This window comes from Jilunia laotingensis (assembly GCF_014385165.1).
Taxonomy (GTDB): domain Bacteria; phylum Bacteroidota; class Bacteroidia; order Bacteroidales; family Bacteroidaceae; genus Bacteroides; species Bacteroides laotingensis.
In genome coordinates this window covers 3,335,144-3,360,292 of the sequence record NZ_JACRTF010000001.1, presented here as the reverse complement: position 1 = coordinate 3,360,292, position 25,149 = coordinate 3,335,144, and the positions used below count along the sequence as shown (strand labels likewise).

The window sequence follows — 25,149 nt, the reverse complement described above, 5'->3', positions numbered from 1 at the left end:
GCCACCGAGTATAATTATAGATGAAAAAAGAGCTATGAGTTTTTTGGGAATTGACATAGGAACAAGTTCAATATGCGGAGCTGTCTACAACACTTCGCATAGGAACATCACATCCGTGACAAAGGATAACAATACGAACATAAACTCTCCGAATATATGGGAAAAGACGCAGGATGCCACGGCCATAGTTAATATCGTATTGGAATTATTGCAAGAAATCCGGTCGCAATATCCGGATATCAAAGGAATCGGGCTATCCGGCCAGATGCATGGCATGTTGTACGTGGATGCCGAAGGCCGGGCGGTCAGCCCCCTATATACCTGGCAAGATGCCAGAGGAAGCCTGCCCTACAAAGAGGGATTGAGTTATGCCGCCTACCTGACCGAACGGACAGGGTTGCCTTTATCCACCGGGTTCGGCCTAGTGACTCACTTTTACAACCAAGAGAACGGTCTGGTACCACAGAGAGCCGCCAAATTATGTACCGTCATGGACTATGTAGCCATGACACTCACACAACGGAAGACACCCCTGATCGATTGCTCCAATGCAGCCAGTTTAGGTTTCTTCGACAAAGAACGATTACTTTTCGATGAACAAGCGTTGAACAGTGTAGGCATAGACACCTCCATTCTGCCGGAAGTCCGAAAGGATGTCGCCCTAGTAGGGTACTGCAAAAGTATCCCGGTCTACACCGCCATTGGTGACAATCAGGCGAGCTTTCTGGGTTCGGTACGTTCCATCGAACACTCCATTCACCTCACAGTAGGCACCAGTAGCCAGTTGTCCATCTATTCAGACACTTACGTGGACGTGCCGCCCTTGGACACGCGCCCTTTGCCGGGAGGCGGATACATACTGGTGGGTGCCGCTTTGTGCGGAGGATATTCTTTCAATCTTTTGAAAAACTTCTTTTCCGATACGGTGAAGTTTTTCACTAAACAGGTACTTGAAGATAAAGACCTATACAAAATGATGGTTTCCATCCCCTACAAAGAAGATTCATCCGAAGAACTTCGGGTAGAAACCCTGTTTGGCGGCACGCGGCAATATCCCGAAAAGCGAGGCAAGATAACCCATATATCCCTTTCCAATTATACGCCTGAAAATTTAATCCTGGCGTTCCTGAAAGGCATAAGCCAGGAGTTGTACGATTTTCATCATTTGCTGCCCCTTTCCGTACGGAAAGATAAAACCATTCTGGTCGGCTCAGGCAACGGCATCCGGAAGAATCCGTTGCTATGCAAGATACTGGAAGAACGTTTCAAACGTCCACTATATGTATCCGAATATCAGGAAGAGGCAGCTTTAGGAGCCTGCATATGCAGTATGGTAGGTGAGAAATACATCGACAGCTTTGCCGATTTTGAAAGCGAAAGGTGTGGGTTGGAGACAGAAAAAGTTAGTTGACACCGCCAGGGGAGTTATGAAGATTCTTGATAACTCCCCCGAAAGTCAAAGTTTGTTTTAGAGTCTGTTTGAATTTAAACAAACCGGGTCGACTCGCGTTCTATGATTTCTCCGTTCAGGTAAACACTCAGAGGAGGCCTGTCATTGCATTCCACTCTTCGCATCATCAAATCGATGCTGACATTGGCAATCTCTTTGCACGGCTGTATAAATGAGGTCAACGAATATTTCAGATGCTGGGAATACTTCATGTCATCGAACCCGCAAATCAACAAGTCCGAACCGATCTTATATCCCACGGCCTCCAAAGAAGACATTAAAACAGCGGCAGTAGAATCATTCGCACAGATAATGCCGGTTTCTCCTTTGAGGAGATGCATCGTCCTCACGAAACTAAGGTCTTCGGGATTCCCACAGAATTCGTTGAATTTATCGAATTTCAATCCATTCTCTTCGACCGTATCTTTGACTCCCAATAAACGAATACGGACGGAATAAGCCGAATCTGGACGGTAAAAGAAGCAAATGCGTTTGCAACCTGCTTTTATCAAATGCTGGGCCATCATGCATCCCGAACTGTAATTATCAAGGCATACTACATCGAACGGGCTTTTTTGAGGAATAGGCACGATATCCCGGTCAATCAACACCAAAGGTATTCCCGCCTGCCTGATTTTATCACAGATCGTCTGATTAATGTAATCCGCATCGGGCACTCTCTCCAAAGGCGAAAAGAAGATGCCGTCCACCTTTTTTTCGATATAATTATTGCAACAGGTTTCAATCAGGTTTCTCCTGATCTCGGCATTACTGGCAGTCGCTCCTTCCCAAAGGCTGTTAAGCTGCATCTTCTCAAATTGTTTCAGTATCTGATCGTTGATTATAGCAAATATCTCAGACTCTCCGGCTCCGGGAAGCAATAGGCCAAACGTACATTTCTTAATTCCTTCTTTAAAAAGAACAATGGTTCCCAAGCCCTTCTTCTTATTGACATAGCCTTCCTTTTGAAGCCTGTTGTAAACTTTAGATATGGTAGGTCTCGAAACTGAATATTTATCAGCCAAAGTAAGTTCTGTCGGAAGAAGAGTTCCAGTCGGATAGGCTCCTTTCAGAATATCCTCTTTTACCCTTAGATAAATCGTTTTATAATTATATTTGTCCTCCATGAGATTGTTTTTTTAGGAGACAAAGATAATCGTTTTACAGGATATTACACATAGGATACATAGAAATACAGAAACATTATACCTAAATAATAAGAAACCGTTTTGATTTTTACCTAAAAAGATATTTTGCTTTATTTCGGGCTTCTTCAATCTTCCCTTAATAAAAAGTCCGGCACATTTTTCTCTGTGACAGACTTTGAATATTATTGTTTTAAATGATTTTATAAGCTTTCTATTTCCTTGGTAGAGAGTCCGGTAGCTTGAATTATCATTTCGATAGATAATCCCATCTTTTTAAGGTTATGGGCAATGTCTATTTTCTCTTTTTTTACACCTTTTGCTTCGCCTTCTTTAATTCCTTCCAACCGTCCTTCCAGCTTTCCTTCCAATCTTCCTTCCAACTTAGCGGTATCCAGCACATCATTTTGTATCATGATCGCACTTAGATGTTCATCGTATGCATGCCTTTCTTCAGGTTTCATATTATAATAAATAAGTTTCTGGCGGGCTTCCGCAAGTCCGGGCGCTGTGGTATCAGGGCGTATACGTCCCGTTTTCAGATAGTCAATCCATTCTTCGAGTGGAGTAATGGCGGCTTTATTGAATTCATTCACCCGAATCAGGAAGTATTCGGGGAATATCTGAGAGGGAAGTTTGCTTACCAAAGCATCTTTTTCTTTGGTGCTGACTAATAACTGATCGCCCGTATGTACACCCAGAAATGTATTTTGCCCGTGGTACAGGTAGTCGTTCCCTTTACCAATATCAAAATAAAGAATGCTGACGGAGTATATTTTCTTCACTTCATAGTAGCGTTCACCCAACGAGATATGCTCGGTAATGGCTTTGGCTACCCCATAGAGAATACGCTCCAGATAATCCAACTCCCGCGTATTCTGAATTTCTACGATAATAATTTCTCCTTTGCTGTTCTTTGCTTTAATATCTACCCGATTGAATTTATCATTGGCAGTAAGTTGATTGCCTTCGCTTTCGAGTATTTCTACTATCTTGACTTGTTCGTTCAGCAATACGGTTAGCAGACCTTCGAGGACACCGAAATTGGCTTTCTGACGCAAAAGACGCTTTACAGCCCAATCAAATCTGATATAACGATCAACTGTTTCCATAAGCAATAATTTAAATCCTTTAATAACACAAAGATATGCATTATAAAATGAATAGAAACTATTTTTTCTATTTTTCCTCACTAAGACATTATTTCGCTTACTTCATTTCTGACTGTAAATGAATAGATTATTCTGGAGGCTATAATTTGCTTAAGATAGAAATTACTTTGGCCTTCTGATTCATTTCTGTACTTAAAAGCTCTAGCTAACAGAATGTCGAGAGAGAATTCCCCCACATAACCGTAGAATTTAAGTTTCACAAATACTCAGCTTCTTAGTTGACAAGAGAACAAGCTGGCAAGAGAAAGAGTCCTTAAATATATTGAAAAGTGTTCCGTTGACGCCACCGAACCGAACTTTATTCTTTGTCGTGTGTTATACTTGGATGCTATTGTGACATTGCAGTTATGGAAAGAGAGGATTGACATAGATATAAAAAAATGGGGCTTTTCACAAAGCTCCATTTTTCAGTTTTCAATAGGTATTAGTTTTTTTTTAAGGTAAAAAGATTGTTTTCAGGATAACGGTGCAAAGATAGGAGCTTTTCTTGTTATGAACCAAATAATAAAACATGTCTTATAACATCTTTTTGAAAATTCTTTGGATTTATTATCATTTCAAAAAACATCTCCTGTAACTCGCCCGTTACAGGAGACAAATATAGAACATTTTTTTAAGTACTACTAATTTCCGTCTAAAAACTTGCTAATTCTTACTTATCCGGGTAGCTCTCATCCTTTTTCCCACTATGTTTTAACACTTTTGCGTCAATGAAGAACACTATTTCTTCTGCAATATTGGTAATATGATCTCCGGAACGCTCCAACTTACGGAACACGCTGACCAAATTGAGGCATGAAAGGACACTGTCCGTATGTTCATTTATATAATCCGCCAATACAGCCGTTGCTTCCGCATTGATTTCATCCAACAGGTTATCTTTGGCAAATACGGAAGTTGCCAACTCAAGGCTTTCTTCATTCAAGGCACGTTTTGCCAACTCAAGCATTGACAACACTTCTCTCAGCATCTCTTCCAAACGCAACTTCCTAAGAAGTTCGGCATCCAATACCGGCTCATTGCATTTGAGGACAAAACGTGCGATGCCCTCCGCAAAATCACCCAGACGTTCCAGGTTCGTATTTATTTTAAGCATCGCAAGTACAAAACGCAAGTCGATCGCTACCGGGTTATACAGGGCTATCACATCCTCTACATCACTGTCGATCTTTAACTCAAAGGCATTTACCCTACGCTCGCGGACAATGACTTGCTGGGCGAGTTCCTTGTCTAAAGTAAGCACTGCCTCACCGGCTCTATCCAATTGGCTATAAACCAACGTCCACATTTCATCGATCTCTTTCTTAAGCAGTACGAGTTCCGATTCTATAAACTTTACCATAGCATATTTATTTATAATTGAAAATCAAACAAAGTTGAATCCTAAATCGCAAGTCAGCACAAACCACTATCCGAACCTTCCGGTAATGTAATTTTGTGTTGCTTCCTTTTCCGGATTCGTAAAGATCTTCTTCGTATCATCATATTCTATCATCTGCCCCAGATAGAAGAAGGCTGTTTTATCACTAACGCGGGCAGCTTGCTGCATATTGTGCGTGACGATCACAATGGTATATTGTCTCTTCAGTTCATGGATGAGTTCCTCCACTTTTGCCGTGGAAATAGGGTCTAACGCAGAGGCGGGTTCGTCCATTAACAATACGGAAGGAGAAACTGCCATGGCACGAGCTATACAAAGGCGTTGCTGTTGCCCTCCGGAAAGTGCAAAAGCCGATTCTTTCAGCTTATCTTTCACTTCATCCCAAAGGGCGGCACCGCGCAATGTCTCTTCCACACGCTGACGGATATATGCATTATCTTTGACTCCATTGACACGCAGCCCGTAGGCTACATTTTCAAAAATACTCTTGGGGAAAGGATTGGGACGTTGAAAAACCATTCCCACATTTTTCCGCAGCTCGTCCACCTGGACTCCTTTGTCGTAAATGTTTTCGCCATCGATGAGGATTTCACCGGTCATCCGGGTTCCGGGAATCAAATCGTTCATCCGGTTGAACAGCCGGAGAAAAGTAGATTTACCACAACCCGAAGGACCTATAAAAGCAACTACCGATTTTTCCTCGATCTTCATACTGATACCTTTCAAGGCATGAAAATCACCATACCAGAAATTCACATCGCGAGCATCTATCTTATCCATATTCTAATTTGTTTTCACTTTCTTCTCAAAATACTTTCTTAACAAATTCGCCAACAAATTTACCATCAAAATGATGACAATTAACACCAAGGCAGTACCGTAAGCCAAAGGTAATTGGGCTTCCATATCCGTACCGCTGGTAGAAATCACATAAAGATGATAGGGCAATGCCATGCATTGGTCGAATATGCTCGTAGGAAGCTGTGGTAAAAAGTAAGCCGCACAGGTAAACAGGATCGGGGCCGTCTCACCGGACACCCGCCCCAGGGCAAGAATCAGTCCTGTTATAATATTGGGCATCCCCATCGGGAGAATGACATGCCAGATGGTTTGCAATTTGGAAGCTCCCAATGCACGGCTACCTTCACGCATACTATCAGGGATCGCTTTCAGGGCCTCTTCCGTAGTGCGGATTACCAAAGGCACACATAGCAATCCCAAAGTTAACGATCCAGCCAAGATGCTATCGCCAAAATTCAAATAGTTCACGAACAATGCCATACCGAAAAGTCCGAAGACGATAGACGGAATGCCGCTCAGATTGTTCGTCATCATACGGATAAAACGTACCAGTTTGCCTTTCGGAGCATATTCGTTCATATAAATGCCACTCATGACTCCCACCGGGAATGCAAAAAGCGCGCTTCCGATCATCAGGTAGAACGTACCGACAATGGCAGGCCAGATACCTCCTCCGGTCATGCCGTCGGTAGGTGCCGATGTCAAAAAGTTCCAGTTAATGACCCCTATACCTTTATATATAATGAACCCCAGAATGGCAAACAGGATAAGTACGATGCACAGGCTTAGCAACCGGAATATGCCGAAAGCAATGGATTGAGAACGGCGTTTGGCCTTATTATTACTTGTTATTTCCATAATTATCTGTTACGTTTGACTCCTTTAGAGGAGATATACTCCACGCTAAAGTTTATAATTAATGTAATGAAAAACAGGACTACCCCCAAGAGGAACAAAGCTTGGTAATGAGGACCACCGGCAGGAGCTTCACCCAGTTCGGCAGCAATAGTGGCGGGAATAGTACGAAGCGGTTCGAGAATAGTAGTAGGTATGACGGCAGCATTTCCCGTCACCATCAATACCGCCATCGTTTCACCGATGGCGCGTCCAATTCCTAAGACAACTCCTGAGGTTATCCCGGAAATAGAAAACGGTATTACTACCTTATAGATCGTCTGCCATTGTGAAGCACCTAATGCGAGGCTGGCTTCGCGCATGGCGCGGGGACAGTTCCGCATGGCATCTTCCGTAACGGTAATGATAGTAGGAAGTGCCATTATTGCCAGAACAATACTTCCTGTAAGCCCACTCTCCCCTACCGGCAAATCAAAAACTTTCTGGATAAGCGGAACAATAACAATCAACCCGAAAAAGCCATAAACCACGGAGGGAATGCCACTCAGCAACTCTATAACGGGTTTGAGCCAGTTACGTATGCCCGGCTTAGCCACTTCCGACATGTATATGGCAACGGAAAGTCCGAAAGGAAGAGCTATCAGGATAGCGAAAAGACTGACCCACAGTGTACCGGTAATTAAAGGTAAAAAGCCGAATAAAGGAGCCGGGGTCGCTGTAGGAAACCACTCAGCCCCCGCAAATACATCTTTCAGGGAAATTGAATTATCCTTGATATAGTTCACACGCCCGGGATCGACAATAAATTGCCGGGGTACGAAAGCAACGATCCCCGATGTCTCTTCTACCAATTTCGTGATGAGTGCCCCGGCATGTTGATATGAATCTCCCAATTCTTCATCGGTAAAATACTTCGTGACATCTTCCAACCGAAAAACCCGGATAGGAAGATTTTCGCCTCCCAGCTCATCCCAATTCGTTATCTCTTCATCGAAGACCTCCTTTATCTGAACGGGACTCAACTGGCTCACTTTGTTGTCTTTATTCAACGCCAATACATATCCCTCTTCGATCACTTTACTGTGGAACAGGCCGAAAGCTTCCGTGAAAAGGAAAAGTATAATCAGCAAGATCGTGATGCTTGTGATAAATCCGCTGCAAGTAAGCAGTCCTTCTATGATCTTTTCAAAAATCTTCTTCATACCTATTGATTATATGTGCAAAGAAAAAGGTTTCATGTTAAGGGGGTGTGAACAATGTTTGAAGGAAATGTTTCAAAAGCATTACATTCATATTACAAACATTATAGGGATGAGATTTGTAATAGGAATGTAATACTTCTTTCCTTAATTTGCAGTACTAACAGTAAAAAAGTAAATAGATGAAAATAACAGCTCTCTTTCTCCTGTGTTGGATGCTATCCGGCACACTTTACGCCCAACGCATCAAGGGAAGCGACACGTTGCTTCCGATAGCCCAGCAAACCGCTGAACGGTTCATGAACAAGAATCCGGATGCACGTGTCACGGTGACAGGAGGTGGAACGGGGGTCGGCATTTCCGCCCTTCTGGATAACACGACTGACATCGCCATGGCATCACGCCCCATCAAGTTCAGTGAAAAGATGAAAGCGAAGGCAGCCAAACAAGATATAGAAGAAACCATTGTCGCTTACGATGCGCTTGCGGTGATCGTACATCCTTCAAATCCGGTCAAACAACTGACACGCAAGCAACTGGAAGATATCTTCCGCGGTAAAATCACCAATTGGAAACAAGTGGGCGGAGAAGATCGTAAAATAGTCGTTTATTCCCGCGAAACGTCCTCCGGAACCTACGAGTTTTTCAAAGAAAGCGTCCTTAAAAACAAAAATTACATGCCTGGTAGTTTATCCATGCCGGCTACGGGCGCAATCATACAATCAGTCAGCCAGACACAAGGCGCCATCGGTTATGTAGGACTTGCCTATGTATCACCTCGGATCAAAACCTTATCCGTATCTTATGACGGCAAGCCTTATGCCGAACCGAGTGTTGAGAATGCCACTAACAAAACATATCCCATCGTTCGTCCGCTCTACTATTACTACAATGCCCGTAATAAAGGGGACGTCGCTCCATTGATGGACTTTATCCTGTCCACCGAGGGACAGGATATAATTAAAAAGAGTGGATATATTCCGGTGAAATAAGGTTATACAAAAAAAATATCATACTTTTGTAGCCTTAAATACAGAGTAAATACTTAAGATATGACAGATATTAAAATCGAAGAAGTTGGCGGTGAAAAGAAAAGCCTCAACTTTATTGAGCAAATTGTTGAGAATGATTTGAAAGAAGGCAAAAACGGAGGAAGAGTACAAACTCGTTTCCCGCCCGAACCGAACGGCTACCTTCATATCGGACATGCCAAAGCGATTTGCCTTGATTTCGGTCTTGCCGCCCGTCATGGAGGCGTATGTAACCTCCGTTTCGATGATACAAATCCCACCAAAGAGGATATGGAGTATGTAGAAGCCATCGAAGAAGATATTAAATGGCTTGGATTTGAATGGGAAAACGTTTATTATGCTTCCGATTATTTCCAGCAACTCTGGGACTTTGCCGTGCAACTTATAAAGGAAGGCAAAGCCTATATTGACGAACAAACTTCCGAACAGATCGCAGCACAAAAAGGCACTCCGACTCAACCGGGTGTCGAAAGCCCTTACCGCAACCGCCCGATGGAAGAAAACCTCAGACTGTTTGAAAAAATGAACAGCGGTGAAATAGAAGAAGGGGCTATGGTGCTTCGTGCCAAAATAGATATGGCAAATCCGAACATGCACTTCCGCGATCCGATTATTTATCGTGTCGTAAAACATCCTCACCACCGTACAGGCACTACCTGGAAAGCATATCCGATGTATGACTTTGCACACGGTCAAAGTGACTTCTTCGAGGGTGTCACCCATTCGCTTTGTACGCTTGAGTTTGTGGTGCATCGTCCGCTATATGACCTTTTCATCGATTGGTTGAAAGAAGGTAAAGATCTTAAAGACAACCGTCCACGCCAATATGAGTTCAATAAACTCAACCTCAGTTACACCCTGATGAGCAAACGTAACTTGCTTACGCTTGTAAAAGAAGGGTTGGTAAACGGTTGGGACGATCCTCGTATGCCGACAATCTGCGGTTTCCGTCGTCGTGGTTATTCTCCGGAATCCATTCGCAAATTCGTGGATAAAATCGGATACACGACCTATGATGCGCTCAACGAGTTCGCATTGCTGGAAAGTGCTGTCCGCGAAGATCTCAACACCCGTGCCACCCGTGTTTCCGCAGTCCTGAATCCGGTAAAACTTATTATTACCAATTATCCGGAAGGACAGGTAGAAGAACTGGAAGCCATCAATAATCCGGAAGACCCTGAAGCGGGCAGTCATACGATTGAATTCAGCCGGGAGTTGTGGATGGAACGCGAAGACTTTATGGAAGACGCTCCGAAAAAATACTTCCGCATGACTCCGGGACAGGAGGTACGACTGAAGAATGCATACATTGTAAAATGCACAGGTTGTAAAAAAGATGAGAACGGAACAATCACCGAAGTATATTGCGAGTACGATCCGCACACAAAAAGCGGGATGCCCGATGCCAACCGCAAAGTAAAAGGAACGTTGCACTGGGTAAGTTGCGCCCACTGCCTGAAAGCTGAGGTACGGCTTTATGACCGGCTCTGGAAAGTAGAGAATCCACGAGATGAATTGGCTGCCATTCGTGAAGCTAAGAATTGTGACGCCTTGGAAGCAATGAAAGAGATGATCAATCCCGATTCATTGAATATCCTCACCAATTGTTATGTAGAAAAGTTCGTTGCTACCATGCCACCTCTCTCCTACTTGCAATTTCAACGTATCGGCTACTTCAATGTAGATAAAGATTCTACTTCCGATAAAATGATCTTCAATCGTACAGTAGGCTTGAAAGATACTTTTAAAATTAAGAATTGAAAGACAGGCTGCACAACGTTATCCGGAGTGCAGCCGGTTTTTCATATAAATACCCAATTTTTAAATAAATGATTAGAAAAAACTCGTCTTCGGACAAAGGACAAGAATTAAATGAACTTATTGCCAGTTATGAAACGGCAAAAGCTAACAATAGACAAGTCTACATGGACGGAGACCAACTGGCGGATATAGCTGATAAATATGCAACAGAACGCCGTTTCGAGGATGCCCAGGAAGTTATCACTTATGGCTTGGAATTGCATCCGGGACATACAGACCTTCTTGTAGAACAAGCTTATCTGTATCTGGACACAATGCAATTTGCCAAGGCTAAAAATGTAGCCGAATGTATCAATGAGACCTATGAATCGGAAGTAAAACTTCTAAAAGCAGAAATATTGCTTACCGAAGGTAAACTGGAGGATGCAGAAAAGGAATTGGAATCTATCGAAGAAAAAGACGATCTAAAAAACATCATTGATATAGCCTATCTTTATATTGATATGGATTATCCCGAAAAAGCCTTACCGTGGCTCACACGCGGATATGACAAATACAAAGAGGAAGAAGAATTTCTAGCGGTCATGGCAGATTGTTACCGCAGTGAAAATGAGTATGAACAAGCGATCGATTTTTATAATAGATTAATCGATAAAAATCCCTATAATCCTACCTATTGGACAGGTTTAGCTAAATGCCATTTCGACACGATGGACTTCGCTAAAGCGATTGAAGCATGTGATTTTGCATTGACAGCCGATGAAAATTTTGGAGAAGCCCATACGATAAAGGCTCATAGTCTGCTTCAAATAGAAAACAATGAGGATGCAATCGAAGAATACAGTAAAGCTCTTCAATGTAAAAGTCTCCCACCTGATCTGACCTATATGTTCATCGGACTGGCCTATACTAATATGGAAAAATGGGAACTTAGCTACGAAAATTATGGAAAAGCTTTGAAAAGTATTCCCAATGAGAACTCACCCATTCTTGTAGATTTATATTCAGGCCAAGCCAAATGCCTTTCAAAATTAGGAAAACTTGAAGAAGCCCATTTAATTTTCGAAAAAGCAAAAAAAATTATTCCCGATAGTGTAGATATCTATTTACAGGATAGTCAAATTTATCTGGAAGAAGATAAATTTGATGAAGCCAAAGAATGTTGGCGACACGCATTGAACCTTGCACCTGAACCGGAAACGTTGGTCCAGATCGGCAATTTCAGTCTTGATTACGGTATGGTGGAAAACGCCCGCCAATGCTTTGAACAGGCTCGCGAAGACGATCCTGATTATCCGGGAATCAATGGTCTTCTTGCCACAGTATGCATGATTCTCAGAGATCATAAAGCATTCTATAAATACAATCAGTTATCTGAAAGCCCTTTGAATCTGGATACTTTCCACGCGAGCCTCTTAAAAACCGGAGATCGTTATCTTTTAAAGGATCTTGAAAAATTCATAGATGAAGTAAAGGAGTGTTCGGAAGATGACAAAAAACCTGCAAAAAAAGAAAAGCATCAAAAGAAAAAATAAATTAATCAGAAATCATATATCATATAACTAGAATTCAGAATTAGAACAAATGGAATCTGTAGCATTTATACAATGGTGTCTCGACCACCTTAATTATTGGACTATAACTTTGTTGATGGCCATTGAAAGTTCCTTTATTCCCTTTCCGTCCGAGGTTGTTGTACCCCCTGCCGCGTACAAAGCTGCGGTGAATGATGAGATGAATGTATATTTGGTTGTATTGTTTTCTACGATCGGTGCCAATATCGGTGCGCTTATAAATTATTATCTGGCATACTGGCTGGGGCGTCCTCTTATATACAAGTTCGCCAACAGTCGTTTCGGGCATATGTGCCTGATCGATCAAGCAAAAGTAGAACATGCGGAAACTTATTTTGATAAGCATGGTGCCCTTTCAACTTTTATTGGCCGCTTAATCCCTGCTGTACGGCAACTTATTTCTATTCCCGCCGGATTAGCAAAAATGAAATTGTCTACATTTCTTCTGTATACTACGCTTGGAGCAGGCTTATGGAATTCCATTCTGGCAATTATAGGTTATAATCTGGCGTCTGTTCCCGGTATTGAAAGTGAAGAACAACTACTGGCTCGGGTTACGGAATACAGCCATGAATTAGGTTACTTCTTTATAGCAGTAGGTGTATTTATCGTAGGATTCCTCTTGTATAAAGGAATGAAGAAGAAATAAATATATTTTCATCAAATGTGCCAATTACCACATGGAATGTCCATGTAGTTAATTGGCACATTTTTAATACCTCGATAAAATTAAATATATCAATCAAAAATTAAACTGTAAGCCTACTCCTAAGATTTCTTTAAATTGCACTCGCGACCCTTTAGTACCGTCTTTTTGAGTAATTTTCACATCATCATCGTATACCAAATTGGTTGTCAAGGTCGTTGAGAACCATTTATTGATTGCCATATTCAGTTGTACTTCCCAATTCACATCAATATTCTGAGGTTTATGTAAATAGTCCGAATACAAGTCCAAACGGGAATAAACGGTCATATTCTGCATAAATTCATACCTTACCTCTCCCTTCAAGTTTGCCCCGAAACCGGATAGCAGATGTTTTCCTGGATCTACTCCATAAGCACCTTCATCTGACAAGCGGTCATTCAAGACAAATGTGCCACGCCAAGAAGCCGGTGATAGCATGACTGTAAAGATCTTATTCGGCTCATAAGTAAACCCCAAGCCAGTAGTTAAATAAGCCGGTGACATAAATTCGGAAACAGAAATGTCCTTACTCACTTTATAATCGTATCCCGGAGAAAACTGAGTTTGAAATGTAGCATACGCACTCGCATACCAATTCTTCGCAATTGAATACCCGTAATTGGTATTCATATATATTTTATCATTAGCCTTCCTGACACCATCTTCACCGGTTTTATTCAAACCGTAGGCCAATTCAAGACGATTGTTCCACAAATGTTTACCTTTTTTATAATTGGCTTGATACGTACCTTGTAAATCAAAAGCGACTGAGTTATCACCGCCAGCCGACCAGTTTGTCAAACTTACCTGAGTCAATTTTAGCCCGACATACCCTTCCCTTGTCCAGGGAGAAGTATTTTCTGCTTGCTCTGTTTGGGCCACCAAAGCTTCACTGCCCAAGAGTGCAAGGGCAACGAATAGGATTTGTTTTTTATTCATTTTCGTTTAGGTTAAATTGAGTCTAAAAAAACACAACCTAACAAGAACTGTAAGTATAGCAGATCGCTATACTTAATAACCAGTCCCTATTAGGTCCAAAATTTTATAACCCCGTAACTCACACTTTAGGCAAAAGATACGGATCTCTAACTCTGCAATAATTATTCTTTCACTGCAGCCAATGCCTTGTCATAATCGGGTTCTTGCGTAATCTCCGGAACAAGCTCAGTATAAGCCACCTTACCATCTTTTCCAACAACTACCACAGCACGCGCCAACAATCCGGCAAGCGGACCATCTGCCATCAGCACTCCGTAGCTCTCGTCAAAATCGGAAAAGCGGAAATCTGACAATGGTATCACATTTTCGATGCCTTCAGTAGTACAAAAACGGGCATGTGCAAAAGGTAAATCTTTTGATATAGCCAACACTACCGTATCCTTCATTCCTGCTGCCAATTTGTTGAATTTACGTACTGACGTTGCGCATACACTCGTGTCAAGACTCGGGAAAATATTTAGAATTACATTTTTACCTTTTAAATCTTTAAGAGAAAAAGAAGATAAATCAGTTTTTACCAGCTCGAAATCTGGAGCTACTTTGCCTACTTGAATGAATTCACCGATAATCTTCACCGGTTGTCCTTTGAAATTTGTTGTTGCCATAAGGAAATTTATTATTTAGTTATCTACTATTTATATTATAATAATGTGTATTTCTACACCATATATGTATAGAACAATGGAAGTACTTAATTAGTTCACTCGATCAGTGATTAAAGATAAATGATAAACGATCAATAAATAAATCAAACCTTTTTCTGTTAGGTTTGTTACTCCCCTAACAAATATATAGTATCAATTCAAAAAATTACAATCGTATGAAAACAGTATTTGACGGGCTTCAACAATCAGTGAAAAACTGGTGGGTATCCCTCCTTTTAGGTATTTTGTATATCGGTGTTGCCATTTGCCTTATGTTTGCTCCCCTGAGCAGCTATGTAGCGCTTAGTATTATATTCAGCATTTCTATGCTAATCAGTGGTATTCTCGAAATTCTGTTTGCAATAAGCAATAAACATGTATCCAGTTGGGGATGGTACCTGGCGGGAGGTATAATCGATCTTCTTATAGGTATATATCTGGTTGCGTACCCAATGGTCAGCATGGAAGTAATTCCATTCCTTATCGCATTCTGGTTGATGTTCCGCGGCTTCTCAGCCACAGGCTACTCAATGGACCTTAAACGCTATGGTACCCGTGATTGGGGCTGGTACATGGCTTTTGGCATACTTGCAATACTTTGCTCTTTAATCATTCTATGGCAACCTGCAGTCGGTGCTTTATACGCGATCTATATGATCTCATTTACTTTCCTTATAATCGGTTTCTTTAGAATCATGCTCTCGTTTGAACTAAAAAATTTGCATAAAAGAGGAAAAGAAGAAGAGTAGACATGTAAGTATACCCAAGTAATATTTAATTTACAGAATCGCCCTTACTATAGTTATGAACTGTACTCCTAAAGTTATGTATCCAGCTTTTTGAGCGCAATTCATCCGGTAGTAAGAGCGATTTTTACTTTCAAAATCATTGGAACACCTTTTTGCCCACCTTATTTAATACCTGATAAAAATATTAATTTACGACTCCCTGCGCTTTTAAAAACCGGAACATAGTAGTTCTGGAAACTCCAAACTCACGAGCCAGCTTTGCATGTTTCTGCCCACCTTTAGCTTGTTTCAAAATATATCTCTTGTTATCATGAAGAACCTGCAATTTAGGATTATCTCCTTTTTTTCTTCCTAATGCTATTCCCTCTTGCTTACGTCTTGCCAATGCTTCTTTGGTACGCATAGAAATCAAGTTACGTTCAATTTCAGCCATCAAACCAAAAGCGAACCCCAGTACTTTACTATTAATATCATTCTGAAATACGTATCCTTCTTTCGTGCTGTATAGCACGACTTGCTTTTTGATACATAAATTCAAGATTGTCATGATTTCCAGTAACGTACGACTTAACCTCGAAATCTCAGTTACAACCAATGTATCCCCAGGTTTCATCTGTTTCAATAGCGGTGCTAATTTTCGTTCTTTTGTGCTTACACTTCCACTCACCGTCTCGGTGTACCATTTATCAATGGTCAGTCCATTTTTTTCAGCAAATCTTAAAATTTCTTCCTTTTGATTCGCTAAAAATTGCTTTTCCGTACTTACTCTTAAATAAGCTATTACCATAAGTTTTTCTATTAAATTGATTAATACAGCGCGAAAAAACAGTAAAAAGGACAATATTCAATCTACTCTGAAAAATCTTTTGTTACTCTATTTCTGCATAAATCAAAATAAAATCATTAAGAATAAAAAGAGCAAATACCTGTTTTTTTTACTATCCTCTGACCCTCTTTTCTGGAAATATATAAAGAATATGATCGCTGATTCTATATTTATAGAGTTTTCTATTTTTATAGTTCTCACTATTTTTTCTATACCTCCACACCATTTTTATTAATAATTTATCATTTAATAATACCAAAAAAAATAACAGTTTTTTCTTAACTATTCAATTTGACGATTAACACCAAACTATGTTTTATTATTACTCCAAAAAGTTCTATAATCAAGATAAAAAATAAAATGATTCACCCATTGATTTAGAATTCTTTCTATAATAAAACAAATGCAAGACTATTATATAACTTTATAAAAACATTATCAATATTGTTTGTTTTTATAAAAAACTACATTTATCTTAGCAGAATATTAAAAACCAATAGATTAATCGTATTATGAAAAACCTTGTTAAATCAATTGTGAGACATAGTCTTGCAATATCAGTTATTACCAGTATTGTATATTCATGTACTAGTAATGTTCAAACTCCTGAAGAAGTACCTTTTACACCTGTTTCTAACAAAATTCCAATCACAATTTCCGGACAAATCCTGCAAGCATCCGTTCATTCACGAACAAATGGCAATTCATTTGAAGATAACGATGCCATCGGACTCTATGTATTGCTGCAACCGGAAACTCTTAGCGGAAAACGTCACGTTGATAATATGAAATTCACTTATTCATCTGTAACAGGTTTTACATCTGAAGAAGATATTTATTATCCCCAAGGCAATGGAGCATGTGACTTTATTAGTTGCTACCCGTATCAAAACGAAGGAATCATTCAGGAAACAAATACAATTAAAGTCAGTGTCTGTCCAGATCAAAACACAGCTAAAGGATACGGTGATTCTGATTTTATGGTTGCCCAAACAAACAACGTAACACCAAGCAAAAAAGCCATCAACCTTCAACATAATCATAAATTATGCCAATTGAATCTCGTCTTACAACTTCAAGAAAAGGAAGACATTGATCTCTTACAGCAGAATGCTTCCATTACCATTAACAATCTAAATACTCAGGGGTTATACAATATAGAAACTGAAATATTCACAAATTTGAGCAATCCACTTACTATTACCCCCAATGGTGATTGGATAAAAGACGAAGAGAATAACCAGCTTAAAGGAAAAAAAGCATTAATAATTCCACAAACAGGCACTAATTGTGAATTAACATTGCAAACAGGAAATAATAAAACATATATAACACATATTCCAGCAGACCTTATACTAGAAAGTGGCACAAGTTGCGAACTCCTATTAATTTATGATTCCAGAGTAGGAATTCAAGGTATAACTTCTTCAATTGGGGACTGGCACCCAGGAAATAGTGGTAATGCCACATTTGAAGAACAAGAAGAAAATAAAGTTATACAAATAGCTAATCTTAACTTCAATAAATCAAATGTTTATACCCTTTCAACATCTCAAAATATAATAATTGGAGAAATATGTAAGGAGTATTTAAGAAATGAATATATCAATTCACAAGCCATCGTTCTCTACACAGAAAAAGAAAAGAATAAAGGTATTATATTACAACTTCTAGGAAATATTGAAAACGTACATGGGGGAAATATAACATGGGATACTGCAAATAATTCATTTACTTATCAAGCTGGAAGCACTGCTCCTATCAAACAAATTTATGTGAACAACGAAGGAAATATAACTTTTGAAGAAGGTGATAAGCTCCAAGACATATCTGTGACAGAAAAAATACTAACAGATATAAGAGGTAATGAAACCATAAGCTATCCAATCGTAAAAATAGGAACACAATATTGGATGAGAGAAAACCTAAGTGCTACTAAATATAATGACGGGGGTGCTATTACTAATAATTCATCACAACTTAAAAATGCCTCTGCGGGATATTGTTATATAAATAAAAATTATTTTTATAACAAGACAAGTGTCATTTCTGGTAAACTAATACCCAAAGGATGGAAAATTCCCAATGAAGCAGAATGGAATTTGTTAAAAAGTTATATTCATGACGAATCAGCTGTACTCAAAGCAAATAAATGGGATTCTTCGTCTGAAATTACCGAGCCAAACAACTTATCTGACTTCAATGGGATAGCAATAGGTAGCTATTATGGAACTTCCGTTCCAGTAATGCTAAAAGGTACATCACAATATGTTTCATATTGGAAAGTAGGAAATACACAAACCAGTCTATCAGATTTTGGTATCACGTTAAACTATCAGTATAATGAAATAAAAGGAGCTAAATATTCAGACTATTGCGCCTATGCCATCCGTTGCATCCAAGAATAAGCCCCTATGAAAACATTTATTATAAAAATTCTCTATAATTGTTTTATGATAGGAAGTTGCCTAATCATCCTCTCTTGTGTGAATAGCATAAATGATGACGAAAAGACTCTTCCTATCATAGGCGATATCCCAATCAAAATATCAGCCAAAAAATTACATACCCAAATCTATAAGGAAGGTTCTGACGATGCTATTGGGATCTACATATTAGTATCTCCTACTCCATTAGACAAAGAGCGGTATATTGAAAATATACGTTTCGACTGTACAAGTTCCGGTTTCACACCAAAGGAAGAAATTTATTATCCGGCAGCAAAAGGCAAATGCGATTTTATCAGTTATTATCCTTATCAAGAGTCAGGTATCATGACCGGTGCAACCAACATGCCAATTACTATCCAAACGGATCAACGGTCATTACATGATTATAATTCGTCTGATTTCATGACAGCTGAGATCAATAATATTACTTCAGGTAAGGCAAATGTAGACTTATCTTATATCCATCGACTTAGCCAGTTATCCATCAGCATAACCCCTTCTTCAGATAGTGATATAAAATCACTCAAAACGAGCAATCCGAGAATCACATTGAATAATGTTCCAACCCAAGCAATTTATGATTTTGATAGCCAAGAAATAACTTCACTCTCTAATCAACAAAGCCTATTTCCTTATGGAGAATGGAGCATTCTCAACGGTAAACTAACAGGAAAAAATTGTATGTTAATGCCACACACCATAGCTGCAAACACAGAATTCATGACGTTGCAAATCAACGATAAAAACTATATCTGTCAACTGGCTAAAAACTACCAGTTAGAAAGTGGAACTGCTTGTGAAATTGAATTATTTTATGATGCAGAGAAAGGAATAAATGGCATCATACCAGAAATAAGCGATTGGAAACAAGGCAACAAAAGCGAGGTCACTCCGGAAGAAAAAGAAGAAAAGACATTTATCGAAATCAATGATTTCAACTTTGAGAAAAGTAACATATATACTATCACTTCGAAAGGAAAAATAGTAGCCGAAGTATGTAAAGAATACCTCTCGGCAAAAGATATACATGCCCAAGCGATTGTGATATATCCGGTAAAAAATGGAATTTGCAATTGGAGCAATGGTACCATACTCCAAATCATAGGAGCCGAAAGCCCTATTCATGGTGGAAATGTATCCTGGAACATTAAAACCCATCAATTAACATACATAGCCGGAAGCCAACCTCCCATCTCTGGTTTTTACATCAGTGATAATTATTCAATCAGCCTCACTGCCCCAACTACTCCTTTGCTTTTATCTATTCGTGAAAAAAAGCTAGCCGATGGCAGGGGAAATGAAACCATCCTCTATCCTATTGTAAAAATAGGTACGCAATACTGGATGAGGGATGACCTGAAAGCAACTATATATACGGATGGAAAAAAAATTACTCTCAAGACACTGTCTAATTCAAGCAAAACAACCGCAGGATATTTTAAAAAGGAGAATAATGTTTTCTACAACAAAAAAGCTGTAATGACCGGTAAATTGGCACCAGTAGGTTGGAAAATCGCTGATGAATCTTCATGGCAACAGTTAAATACATACTTGGAAGGAGATATATCCTCATTGAAAGCCATAAACAAATTATGGGAAGCTTCAGAATGTACAGCAACCAATCTCACAGGATTCAATGCATTGCCCGTGGGACTTTATTCCAAAGGCGCAGATTCAGACATGAGTATTTATGGCTTCGAAAAAAAATATGTAGCCTATTGGAGTATGGGAAATTCCTCAGATACACTATTCGAAAATGGAATTCTTTTACGATTTGACAGCAATGAAATCAAAAGAGCTGCTTATTCGGACTATTGCGGATATTCCATCCGATGTATTCAACAATAAAAATAACAGACGGAATTCTTACAAAAGAAAAACTCCCGATAGCTTATTTTCATAAACGTACCGGGAGTTTGCTTTGCAATATGATTACTTACTGCTTATGTGTAACTTAAAATATTTATTTATAAAGAACACATACAGACAACATAATATAAATATGCTTCCCAACAAATACCAATAATCATATTTTTGAAAAACAAAATATCCAATTATTACTATTGCCTGTATCATCATATAAATAAATGATACAATCGTATGAGGAATTTTTAATTCGTTCGCCATAATCTGGTATAAATGCTTTCTATGAGGTAGACTGATATTCTCACGAAGCATCAAGCGATGTATGATTGTCAATACACTATCGACTCCATAAACAGCAAATAATATAATCCAACTAATATTTTCTGTCTTTATTATTAATCTACCAATTAAAAAAAGAATGACAAAAGCAATACTCACAGAACCTACATCACCTGCAAAGCATTTTGCATATTTCCGAAAATTAAAGAAATTGAAAACCAATACAGAACACATCATTATAAGAATCAAACTTTGTTCCACAAAAGGAACAATCTCAGCATTTATATAAGCCAAGGCACTAAGTATTACCAAAGAATATCCCCCCGTTATTCCATTAATACCATCCATAAAATTATAAGCATTGATGATGCCTGTACAAACAATCAACGCAATTATAGTAGTCCACCATGGTAGTGAAAATAATCCCCACTGATAGAACATCAACGCCATGGCTGCAAAATGAAAAACCAAACGTAAACCTTGCGAAGTGGAATGAATATCATCTATAAAGCTGATAAACGTGATCAAGGTCAAAGCCAATACAAACCACGGATATTCAAAATGGTTCGTCAAACAGTACAATAAAGCACCAAAATAAAAAATTATTCCACCTCCCCGTAAAGTGATCCGGGTATGTGAACTACGTTCGTTAGGCTTATCGATGATATTGCATTTATCAGCAATACGGAAATAAAAAAGTTCTGCCAAAAATAGCAGAACTAGCATAATAAGATAATACATTATTTTTTATAATTCTATACCATAAATATGAAAAAGATAATTCAAGAACTACATTGTGGGTATGTTCAGAGCTGAAGAAGCTAGAAATAATGTAGAAAAACACCTTCTTTGAAAAACAAAAATATTTTATTAATCGGATTAGCTGTTTTGCCTAGTCAAAAAACTACGGATAGTCTTTTCCAATCCTTCTTTAGCAGTAATTGGCATTTTTTCTAATCCTAATGCTCTTTTTATTTTATCATTACATACAACATAATTTTCTGTCAATTTACTAAGTCGCTCTGTATTGAGAGGTAGATGAAACAGTGATCCCATACGAGCAAAACGCTCTATCAACCATGGGTTCACCTTCCAAATATGAGATTTATTGCCCATTATATCACACATCGTGATAATCAGTTCATTGGTAGACATTGTTTCATCATCACTAACATGATAAATTCCACTTTGGACATTTTGAATCAGTAATTCCTCTACAACATAACAAAGATTATCAATTGAAGTAAATGAACGCTGATTTTCAAAAGCCCCTAATGGCCAAGGGATTCCTTTCTTCACAACATTATAAAGTAAATTCAAATTTCCTTTATTTCCAGGCCCATGAATCATAGAGGGACGTAGGATATACACGTCTTTTTTTAATTTGCTATCCGCTAATTGCAACTGGCTCTGAATATATTTTTCAGCAGCAATTTTACTTTCACCATATGGCCCCACAGGAGAAGGTATTACATCCTCCTTTAACATCGCATCAACGACAATATCCGCAGCCGCTTTTACCGAACTAAAGAAAATAAATTTACTCGCAGAAGATTCCAAAAAGAAATCAAATACTTTCTGAGTTAAACCTGTATTAATATCAAAATAACTCTGTGCTGCTGATTGTTTTTTCAGATCATGTGCTTTACCTGCTAAATGAATGATTGCATCAAAACGAGGAAGCTCTTGTAAAGGATACGCGCCAGGCTCAATATCATTCCATGAAAAAGTTTTTTTGATTCCTTCTTTCAGAGGTGCAACAATATCCAAACCATAAAGAGTATGTCGATCTTTTAGAGCTACCACCAAGTTTGAACCTACAAACCCATGAATTCCAGTGATAAGTATCTTCATGGCCAATTACTCTCCAAGTATTTATTATAAATATTAAAAGTCAAATCAATTACTTTGTCTATGGAAAATTCTTTTTCTGCCAGCAGACGAGAATTTCTTCCGAACTCATCTCTCTTTTCAGCATCCATAAGCAATAATTTTATTGCATCTGCTAAAGAATCGGCATCTTTTGCAGGAACCAAGTATCCATTAACTCCATCTTCCACACATTCTCTGCAACCCGGCACATCTGTAGTTATAATGGGACGCCCCACAGAACAAGCTTCTATCAACGATTTCGGTAATCCTTCACGATACGAAGGAAGTATGACTATCGAACTATTCTGATAGATCAACTTCATATTTTTTTGGAAACCGATCCATTCAATATAATCTTTTACAAGGAACTTTTGTAATTCTTCTTCACCTAGAACAGACAAATTCTCCTTATCACAATCACCGGCTAGTATAAATTTAGCTTTTCCCAAAAATTCACTTTCAAGTATTTTTGCTGCCTCAATGAATTCCATCACACCTTTATCAAGTAGAATTCTAGCAGGAAATAAGACTTTTAGCGGAAACTCATCAGATGCTTTGAAGTAAGAATATTCATCTAAATTCACCCCGGATCCCTTAATCAAAAAAATCCGGGAAAAAGGAACCAAGTCAAGTCCTTTTATCAATTCCACATCATCCGGATTCTGGAGAATAAACGAAATATTCTTACTCTTGAAAGCTAACCTGATAAATAGTTTTATTGCTTTCTGCAACCAACCATCACGTCCATCGGTAAAGTTATATCCAAGTCCGCTTATCGCATTTATTATATGATGATTACCCACCATTTTCCCTGCCAGCGAGCCTAACAATGAAGCTTTAAGTGTGATGTGATGGATAATTTCAGGCTTATACCGGTTATAATATCTATACAGTAGAAAGATACATTTTAACTCATGAAAAGGGTTACTGCCGGAACGTTTAAAGGGTATATTTATAAAATGGATTCCTTTTGCCTCCAATTCTTGTCTGCGACCTGTATCTAATGAAAGGAGATAAACCTCATAGTCCTGTTCAAGAGCATGAAGTGCAAGAGGTAACCGATGTGAAATAAAAAACCAATCGACATTGGCTACATAAAATATTTTCCTTTTCATTAGGTTACAACCTGCCATCCACCATTTCCGGCTTCAAGAATCCCTTGACATCGTAGATAATAGATTCTTGTTTAGCCAAACTAACAACATCCATGTCAGTAAATATTTGATGGGAAACCGCTAAAATGACAGCATCATACTTTTCTGCAGGTAATGAATTAACAACGTCTATGCCATATTCCCGTTTCACGATTTCCGGATTTGCCCAAGGATCATATACTGTAATATTCAGATTATACGTTTGCAATGCATTATATATGTCAATAACTTTCGTATTACGCACATCCGGACAATTTTCTTTAAATGTAAATCCCAGAATCAGTATATTGGATTTTAAAACTTGAATGCCTTTCTTCAGCATCAATTTCACCACTTGATTAGCGACATATTCACCCATTCCATCATTCATCCTCCGCCCTGCAAGAATTATTTCAGGATTATATCCATACCCTTGCGCACATTGTGCCAAATAGTATGGATCAACACCAATACAATGTCCTCCTACCAATCCCGGTTTAAATGGAAGAAAATTCCATTTTGTACTGGCGGCATCTAAAACATCTTGTGTATCAATCCCCATACAGTTAAAAATCTTAGATAGCTCATTCACAAAAGCAATATTAATATCTCGTTGTGAATTTTCGATTACCTTTGCAGCTTCGGCAACCTTCATTGTAGGTGCTAAATGAGTACCTGCCGTAATGACAGAAGCATAAACTTCATCCACTCTTTTACCTATTTCAGGAGTGGAACCGGATGTTACTTTCTTTATCTTGTCAACTGTATGTAATTTATCGCCCGGATTGATACGTTCTGGAGAATAACCTGCAAAAAAGTCAACATTAAACTTTAATCCGGAAACCTTTTCTACCACTGGAATACATTCATCTTCCGTCACCCCTGGATAAACAGTTGATTCATATACCACAATATCTCCTTTTGAAATCACTTTTCCAACAGTTGTACTGGCTCCATAGAGCGGAGTAAGATCCGGATTATGATTTTTATCAACAGGGGTAGGTACTGCTACTACATAAAAATTACAATCACGAATTTCCTCAATATCGGTCGTACATTTAAATCCTTTATCAATGGCAGCTTGTAACAAATCATCAGAAACTTCTAAAGTCGCATCATGCCCTGTCATAAGTGCATCAACACGTGTTTGACTCATGTCAAATCCAACTGTTTTATACTTTGTAGAAAACAAACGGGCCAAAGGAAGCCCTACGTAACCGAGACCGATTACGGCAATTTTTACTTCTTGCATGTAATTTGAATAATTTAGTAAC

21 protein-coding genes are annotated in these 25,149 nt (G+C 38.9%); 8 read left to right on the top strand and 13 right to left on the bottom strand.

Features of this window, described 5'->3' with window-relative positions; genetic code table 11:
* Window positions 1-34: 34 nt before the first annotated feature.
* Window positions 35-1,411, top strand: coding sequence for a sedoheptulokinase (locus H8744_RS12855; RefSeq protein WP_262435217.1), 1,377 nt, complete (start codon window positions 35-37; stop codon window positions 1,409-1,411).
* Window positions 1,412-1,485: 74 nt separating this feature from the next.
* Here H8744_RS12855 and H8744_RS12850 read toward each other — a convergent pair whose 3' ends face one another.
* The 6 genes from H8744_RS12850 to pstC form a co-directional block, all read right to left on the bottom strand.
* Window positions 1,486-2,577 carry a GntR family transcriptional regulator gene (locus H8744_RS12850; RefSeq protein WP_262435216.1) on the bottom strand — a complete coding sequence of 364 codons (1,092 nt, stop codon included), beginning with the start codon at window positions 2,575-2,577 and terminating at the stop codon, window positions 1,486-1,488.
* 221 nt (window positions 2,578-2,798) lie between these two features.
* Entirely contained in the window at window positions 2,799-3,707 is a 909-nt protein-coding gene (locus tag H8744_RS12845; protein ID WP_262435215.1) for a PD-(D/E)XK nuclease family transposase, read from the bottom strand.
* A gap of 712 nt (window positions 3,708-4,419) precedes the next feature.
* Entirely contained in the window at window positions 4,420-5,109 is a 690-nt protein-coding gene (gene phoU / locus H8744_RS12840; protein ID WP_262435214.1) for a phosphate signaling complex protein PhoU, read from the bottom strand.
* Between the two features lie 66 nt (window positions 5,110-5,175).
* Entirely contained in the window at window positions 5,176-5,928 is a 753-nt protein-coding gene (gene pstB, locus H8744_RS12835; RefSeq protein ID WP_262435213.1) for a phosphate ABC transporter ATP-binding protein PstB, read from the bottom strand.
* A gap of 3 nt (window positions 5,929-5,931) precedes the next feature.
* Window positions 5,932-6,807 (bottom strand): phosphate ABC transporter permease PstA, encoded by an 876-nt coding sequence (gene pstA / locus H8744_RS12830; RefSeq protein ID WP_262435212.1) that lies wholly within the window; start codon window positions 6,805-6,807, stop codon window positions 5,932-5,934.
* Window positions 6,808-6,809: 2 nt separating this feature from the next.
* The gene (gene pstC, locus H8744_RS12825) at window positions 6,810-8,006 is read right to left on the bottom strand and encodes a phosphate ABC transporter permease subunit PstC (RefSeq protein WP_262435211.1); all 1,197 of its coding nucleotides are present in this window, start codon (window positions 8,004-8,006) and stop codon (window positions 6,810-6,812) included.
* Window positions 8,007-8,185: 179 nt separating this feature from the next.
* On the opposite strand from pstC, the gene H8744_RS12820 reads away from it, so the two are divergent.
* From H8744_RS12820 to H8744_RS12805, 4 genes are all read left to right on the top strand, one after another.
* Complete coding sequence (locus tag H8744_RS12820; protein ID WP_262435210.1) at window positions 8,186-8,995, top strand: phosphate ABC transporter substrate-binding protein; 810 nt, start codon at window positions 8,186-8,188, stop codon at window positions 8,993-8,995.
* A 60-nt stretch (window positions 8,996-9,055) separates the two neighbouring features.
* The gene (locus tag H8744_RS12815; protein WP_262435209.1) at window positions 9,056-10,795 is read left to right on the top strand and encodes a glutamine--tRNA ligase/YqeY domain fusion protein; all 1,740 of its coding nucleotides are present in this window, start codon (window positions 9,056-9,058) and stop codon (window positions 10,793-10,795) included.
* A gap of 68 nt (window positions 10,796-10,863) precedes the next feature.
* Entirely contained in the window at window positions 10,864-12,330 is a 1,467-nt protein-coding gene (locus H8744_RS12810; protein WP_262435208.1) for a tetratricopeptide repeat protein, read from the top strand.
* Between the two features lie 49 nt (window positions 12,331-12,379).
* Window positions 12,380-13,018 (top strand): DedA family protein, encoded by a 639-nt coding sequence (locus H8744_RS12805; RefSeq protein ID WP_262435207.1) that lies wholly within the window; start codon window positions 12,380-12,382, stop codon window positions 13,016-13,018.
* A 93-nt stretch (window positions 13,019-13,111) separates the two neighbouring features.
* Here H8744_RS12805 and H8744_RS12800 read toward each other — a convergent pair whose 3' ends face one another.
* Both H8744_RS12800 and tpx read right to left on the bottom strand, forming a co-directional pair.
* The gene (locus tag H8744_RS12800; protein ID WP_262435206.1) at window positions 13,112-13,996 is read right to left on the bottom strand and encodes a DUF3078 domain-containing protein; all 885 of its coding nucleotides are present in this window, start codon (window positions 13,994-13,996) and stop codon (window positions 13,112-13,114) included.
* 161 nt (window positions 13,997-14,157) lie between these two features.
* Complete coding sequence (gene tpx, locus H8744_RS12795; protein ID WP_262435205.1) at window positions 14,158-14,661, bottom strand: thiol peroxidase; 504 nt, start codon at window positions 14,659-14,661, stop codon at window positions 14,158-14,160.
* Between the two features lie 215 nt (window positions 14,662-14,876).
* Here tpx and H8744_RS12790 point away from each other — a divergent pair, with 215 nt between their 5' ends.
* Window positions 14,877-15,449, top strand: coding sequence for an HdeD family acid-resistance protein (locus tag H8744_RS12790; RefSeq protein ID WP_262435204.1), 573 nt, complete (start codon window positions 14,877-14,879; stop codon window positions 15,447-15,449).
* 184 nt (window positions 15,450-15,633) lie between these two features.
* Here H8744_RS12790 and H8744_RS12785 read toward each other — a convergent pair whose 3' ends face one another.
* Window positions 15,634-16,236 (bottom strand): master DNA invertase Mpi family serine-type recombinase, encoded by a 603-nt coding sequence (locus tag H8744_RS12785; RefSeq protein WP_262435203.1) that lies wholly within the window; start codon window positions 16,234-16,236, stop codon window positions 15,634-15,636.
* A 551-nt stretch (window positions 16,237-16,787) separates the two neighbouring features.
* On the opposite strand from H8744_RS12785, the gene H8744_RS12780 reads away from it, so the two are divergent.
* Together H8744_RS12780 and H8744_RS12775 are read left to right on the top strand one after the other, a co-directional pair.
* Window positions 16,788-18,683 (top strand): fimbrillin family protein, encoded by a 1,896-nt coding sequence (locus H8744_RS12780; protein WP_262435202.1) that lies wholly within the window; start codon window positions 16,788-16,790, stop codon window positions 18,681-18,683.
* Between the two features lie 6 nt (window positions 18,684-18,689).
* The gene (locus H8744_RS12775; protein WP_262435201.1) at window positions 18,690-20,573 is read left to right on the top strand and encodes a fimbrillin family protein; all 1,884 of its coding nucleotides are present in this window, start codon (window positions 18,690-18,692) and stop codon (window positions 20,571-20,573) included.
* An 84-nt stretch (window positions 20,574-20,657) separates the two neighbouring features.
* Here the strand turns inward: H8744_RS12775 and H8744_RS12770 are convergent, their stop codons facing one another.
* The 4 genes from H8744_RS12770 to H8744_RS12755 form a co-directional block, all read right to left on the bottom strand.
* Window positions 20,658-21,611, bottom strand: a complete 954-nt coding sequence (locus H8744_RS12770; protein ID WP_262435200.1) for an MraY family glycosyltransferase — start codon at window positions 21,609-21,611, stop codon at window positions 20,658-20,660.
* Window positions 21,612-21,749: 138 nt separating this feature from the next.
* The gene (locus H8744_RS12765; RefSeq protein ID WP_262435199.1) at window positions 21,750-22,724 is read right to left on the bottom strand and encodes an NAD-dependent epimerase/dehydratase family protein; all 975 of its coding nucleotides are present in this window, start codon (window positions 22,722-22,724) and stop codon (window positions 21,750-21,752) included.
* The gene (locus H8744_RS12760) at window positions 22,721-23,857 is read right to left on the bottom strand and encodes a glycosyltransferase family 4 protein (protein WP_262435198.1); all 1,137 of its coding nucleotides are present in this window, start codon (window positions 23,855-23,857) and stop codon (window positions 22,721-22,723) included. The genes H8744_RS12765 and H8744_RS12760 overlap by 4 nt, the downstream gene beginning before the upstream one ends.
* A gap of 4 nt (window positions 23,858-23,861) precedes the next feature.
* The gene (locus tag H8744_RS12755) at window positions 23,862-25,127 is read right to left on the bottom strand and encodes a nucleotide sugar dehydrogenase (RefSeq protein ID WP_262435197.1); all 1,266 of its coding nucleotides are present in this window, start codon (window positions 25,125-25,127) and stop codon (window positions 23,862-23,864) included.
* Window positions 25,128-25,149 lie beyond the last annotated feature (22 nt).

Coding starts and splice junctions, on each gene's coding strand:
- H8744_RS12790 (WP_262435204.1), top strand. CDS start 14,877: ATGAAAACAGTATTTGACGGGCTTCAACAATCAGTGAAAAACTGGTGG.
- H8744_RS12775 (WP_262435201.1), top strand. CDS start 18,690: ATGAAAACATTTATTATAAAAATTCTCTATAATTGTTTTATGATAGGA.
- H8744_RS12815 (WP_262435209.1), top strand. CDS start 9,056: ATGACAGATATTAAAATCGAAGAAGTTGGCGGTGAAAAGAAAAGCCTC.
- pstB (WP_262435213.1), bottom strand. CDS start 5,928: ATGGATAAGATAGATGCTCGCGATGTGAATTTCTGGTATGGTGATTTT.
- H8744_RS12765 (WP_262435199.1), bottom strand. CDS start 22,724: ATGAAGATACTTATCACTGGAATTCATGGGTTTGTAGGTTCAAACTTG.
- phoU (WP_262435214.1), bottom strand. CDS start 5,109: ATGGTAAAGTTTATAGAATCGGAACTCGTACTGCTTAAGAAAGAGATC.
- H8744_RS12805 (WP_262435207.1), top strand. CDS start 12,380: ATGGAATCTGTAGCATTTATACAATGGTGTCTCGACCACCTTAATTAT.
- pstA (WP_262435212.1), bottom strand. CDS start 6,807: ATGGAAATAACAAGTAATAATAAGGCCAAACGCCGTTCTCAATCCATT.
- H8744_RS12820 (WP_262435210.1), top strand. CDS start 8,186: ATGAAAATAACAGCTCTCTTTCTCCTGTGTTGGATGCTATCCGGCACA.
- H8744_RS12850 (WP_262435216.1), bottom strand. CDS start 2,577: ATGGAGGACAAATATAATTATAAAACGATTTATCTAAGGGTAAAAGAG.
- pstC (WP_262435211.1), bottom strand. CDS start 8,006: ATGAAGAAGATTTTTGAAAAGATCATAGAAGGACTGCTTACTTGCAGC.
- H8744_RS12810 (WP_262435208.1), top strand. CDS start 10,864: ATGATTAGAAAAAACTCGTCTTCGGACAAAGGACAAGAATTAAATGAA.
- H8744_RS12760 (WP_262435198.1), bottom strand. CDS start 23,857: ATGAAAAGGAAAATATTTTATGTAGCCAATGTCGATTGGTTTTTTATT.
- H8744_RS12785 (WP_262435203.1), bottom strand. CDS start 16,236: ATGGTAATAGCTTATTTAAGAGTAAGTACGGAAAAGCAATTTTTAGCG.
- H8744_RS12755 (WP_262435197.1), bottom strand. CDS start 25,127: ATGCAAGAAGTAAAAATTGCCGTAATCGGTCTCGGTTACGTAGGGCTT.
- tpx (WP_262435205.1), bottom strand. CDS start 14,661: ATGGCAACAACAAATTTCAAAGGACAACCGGTGAAGATTATCGGTGAA.
- H8744_RS12780 (WP_262435202.1), top strand. CDS start 16,788: ATGAAAAACCTTGTTAAATCAATTGTGAGACATAGTCTTGCAATATCA.
- H8744_RS12845 (WP_262435215.1), bottom strand. CDS start 3,707: ATGGAAACAGTTGATCGTTATATCAGATTTGATTGGGCTGTAAAGCGT.
- H8744_RS12800 (WP_262435206.1), bottom strand. CDS start 13,996: ATGAATAAAAAACAAATCCTATTCGTTGCCCTTGCACTCTTGGGCAGT.
- H8744_RS12770 (WP_262435200.1), bottom strand. CDS start 21,611: ATGTATTATCTTATTATGCTAGTTCTGCTATTTTTGGCAGAACTTTTT.
- H8744_RS12855 (WP_262435217.1), top strand. CDS start 35: ATGAGTTTTTTGGGAATTGACATAGGAACAAGTTCAATATGCGGAGCT.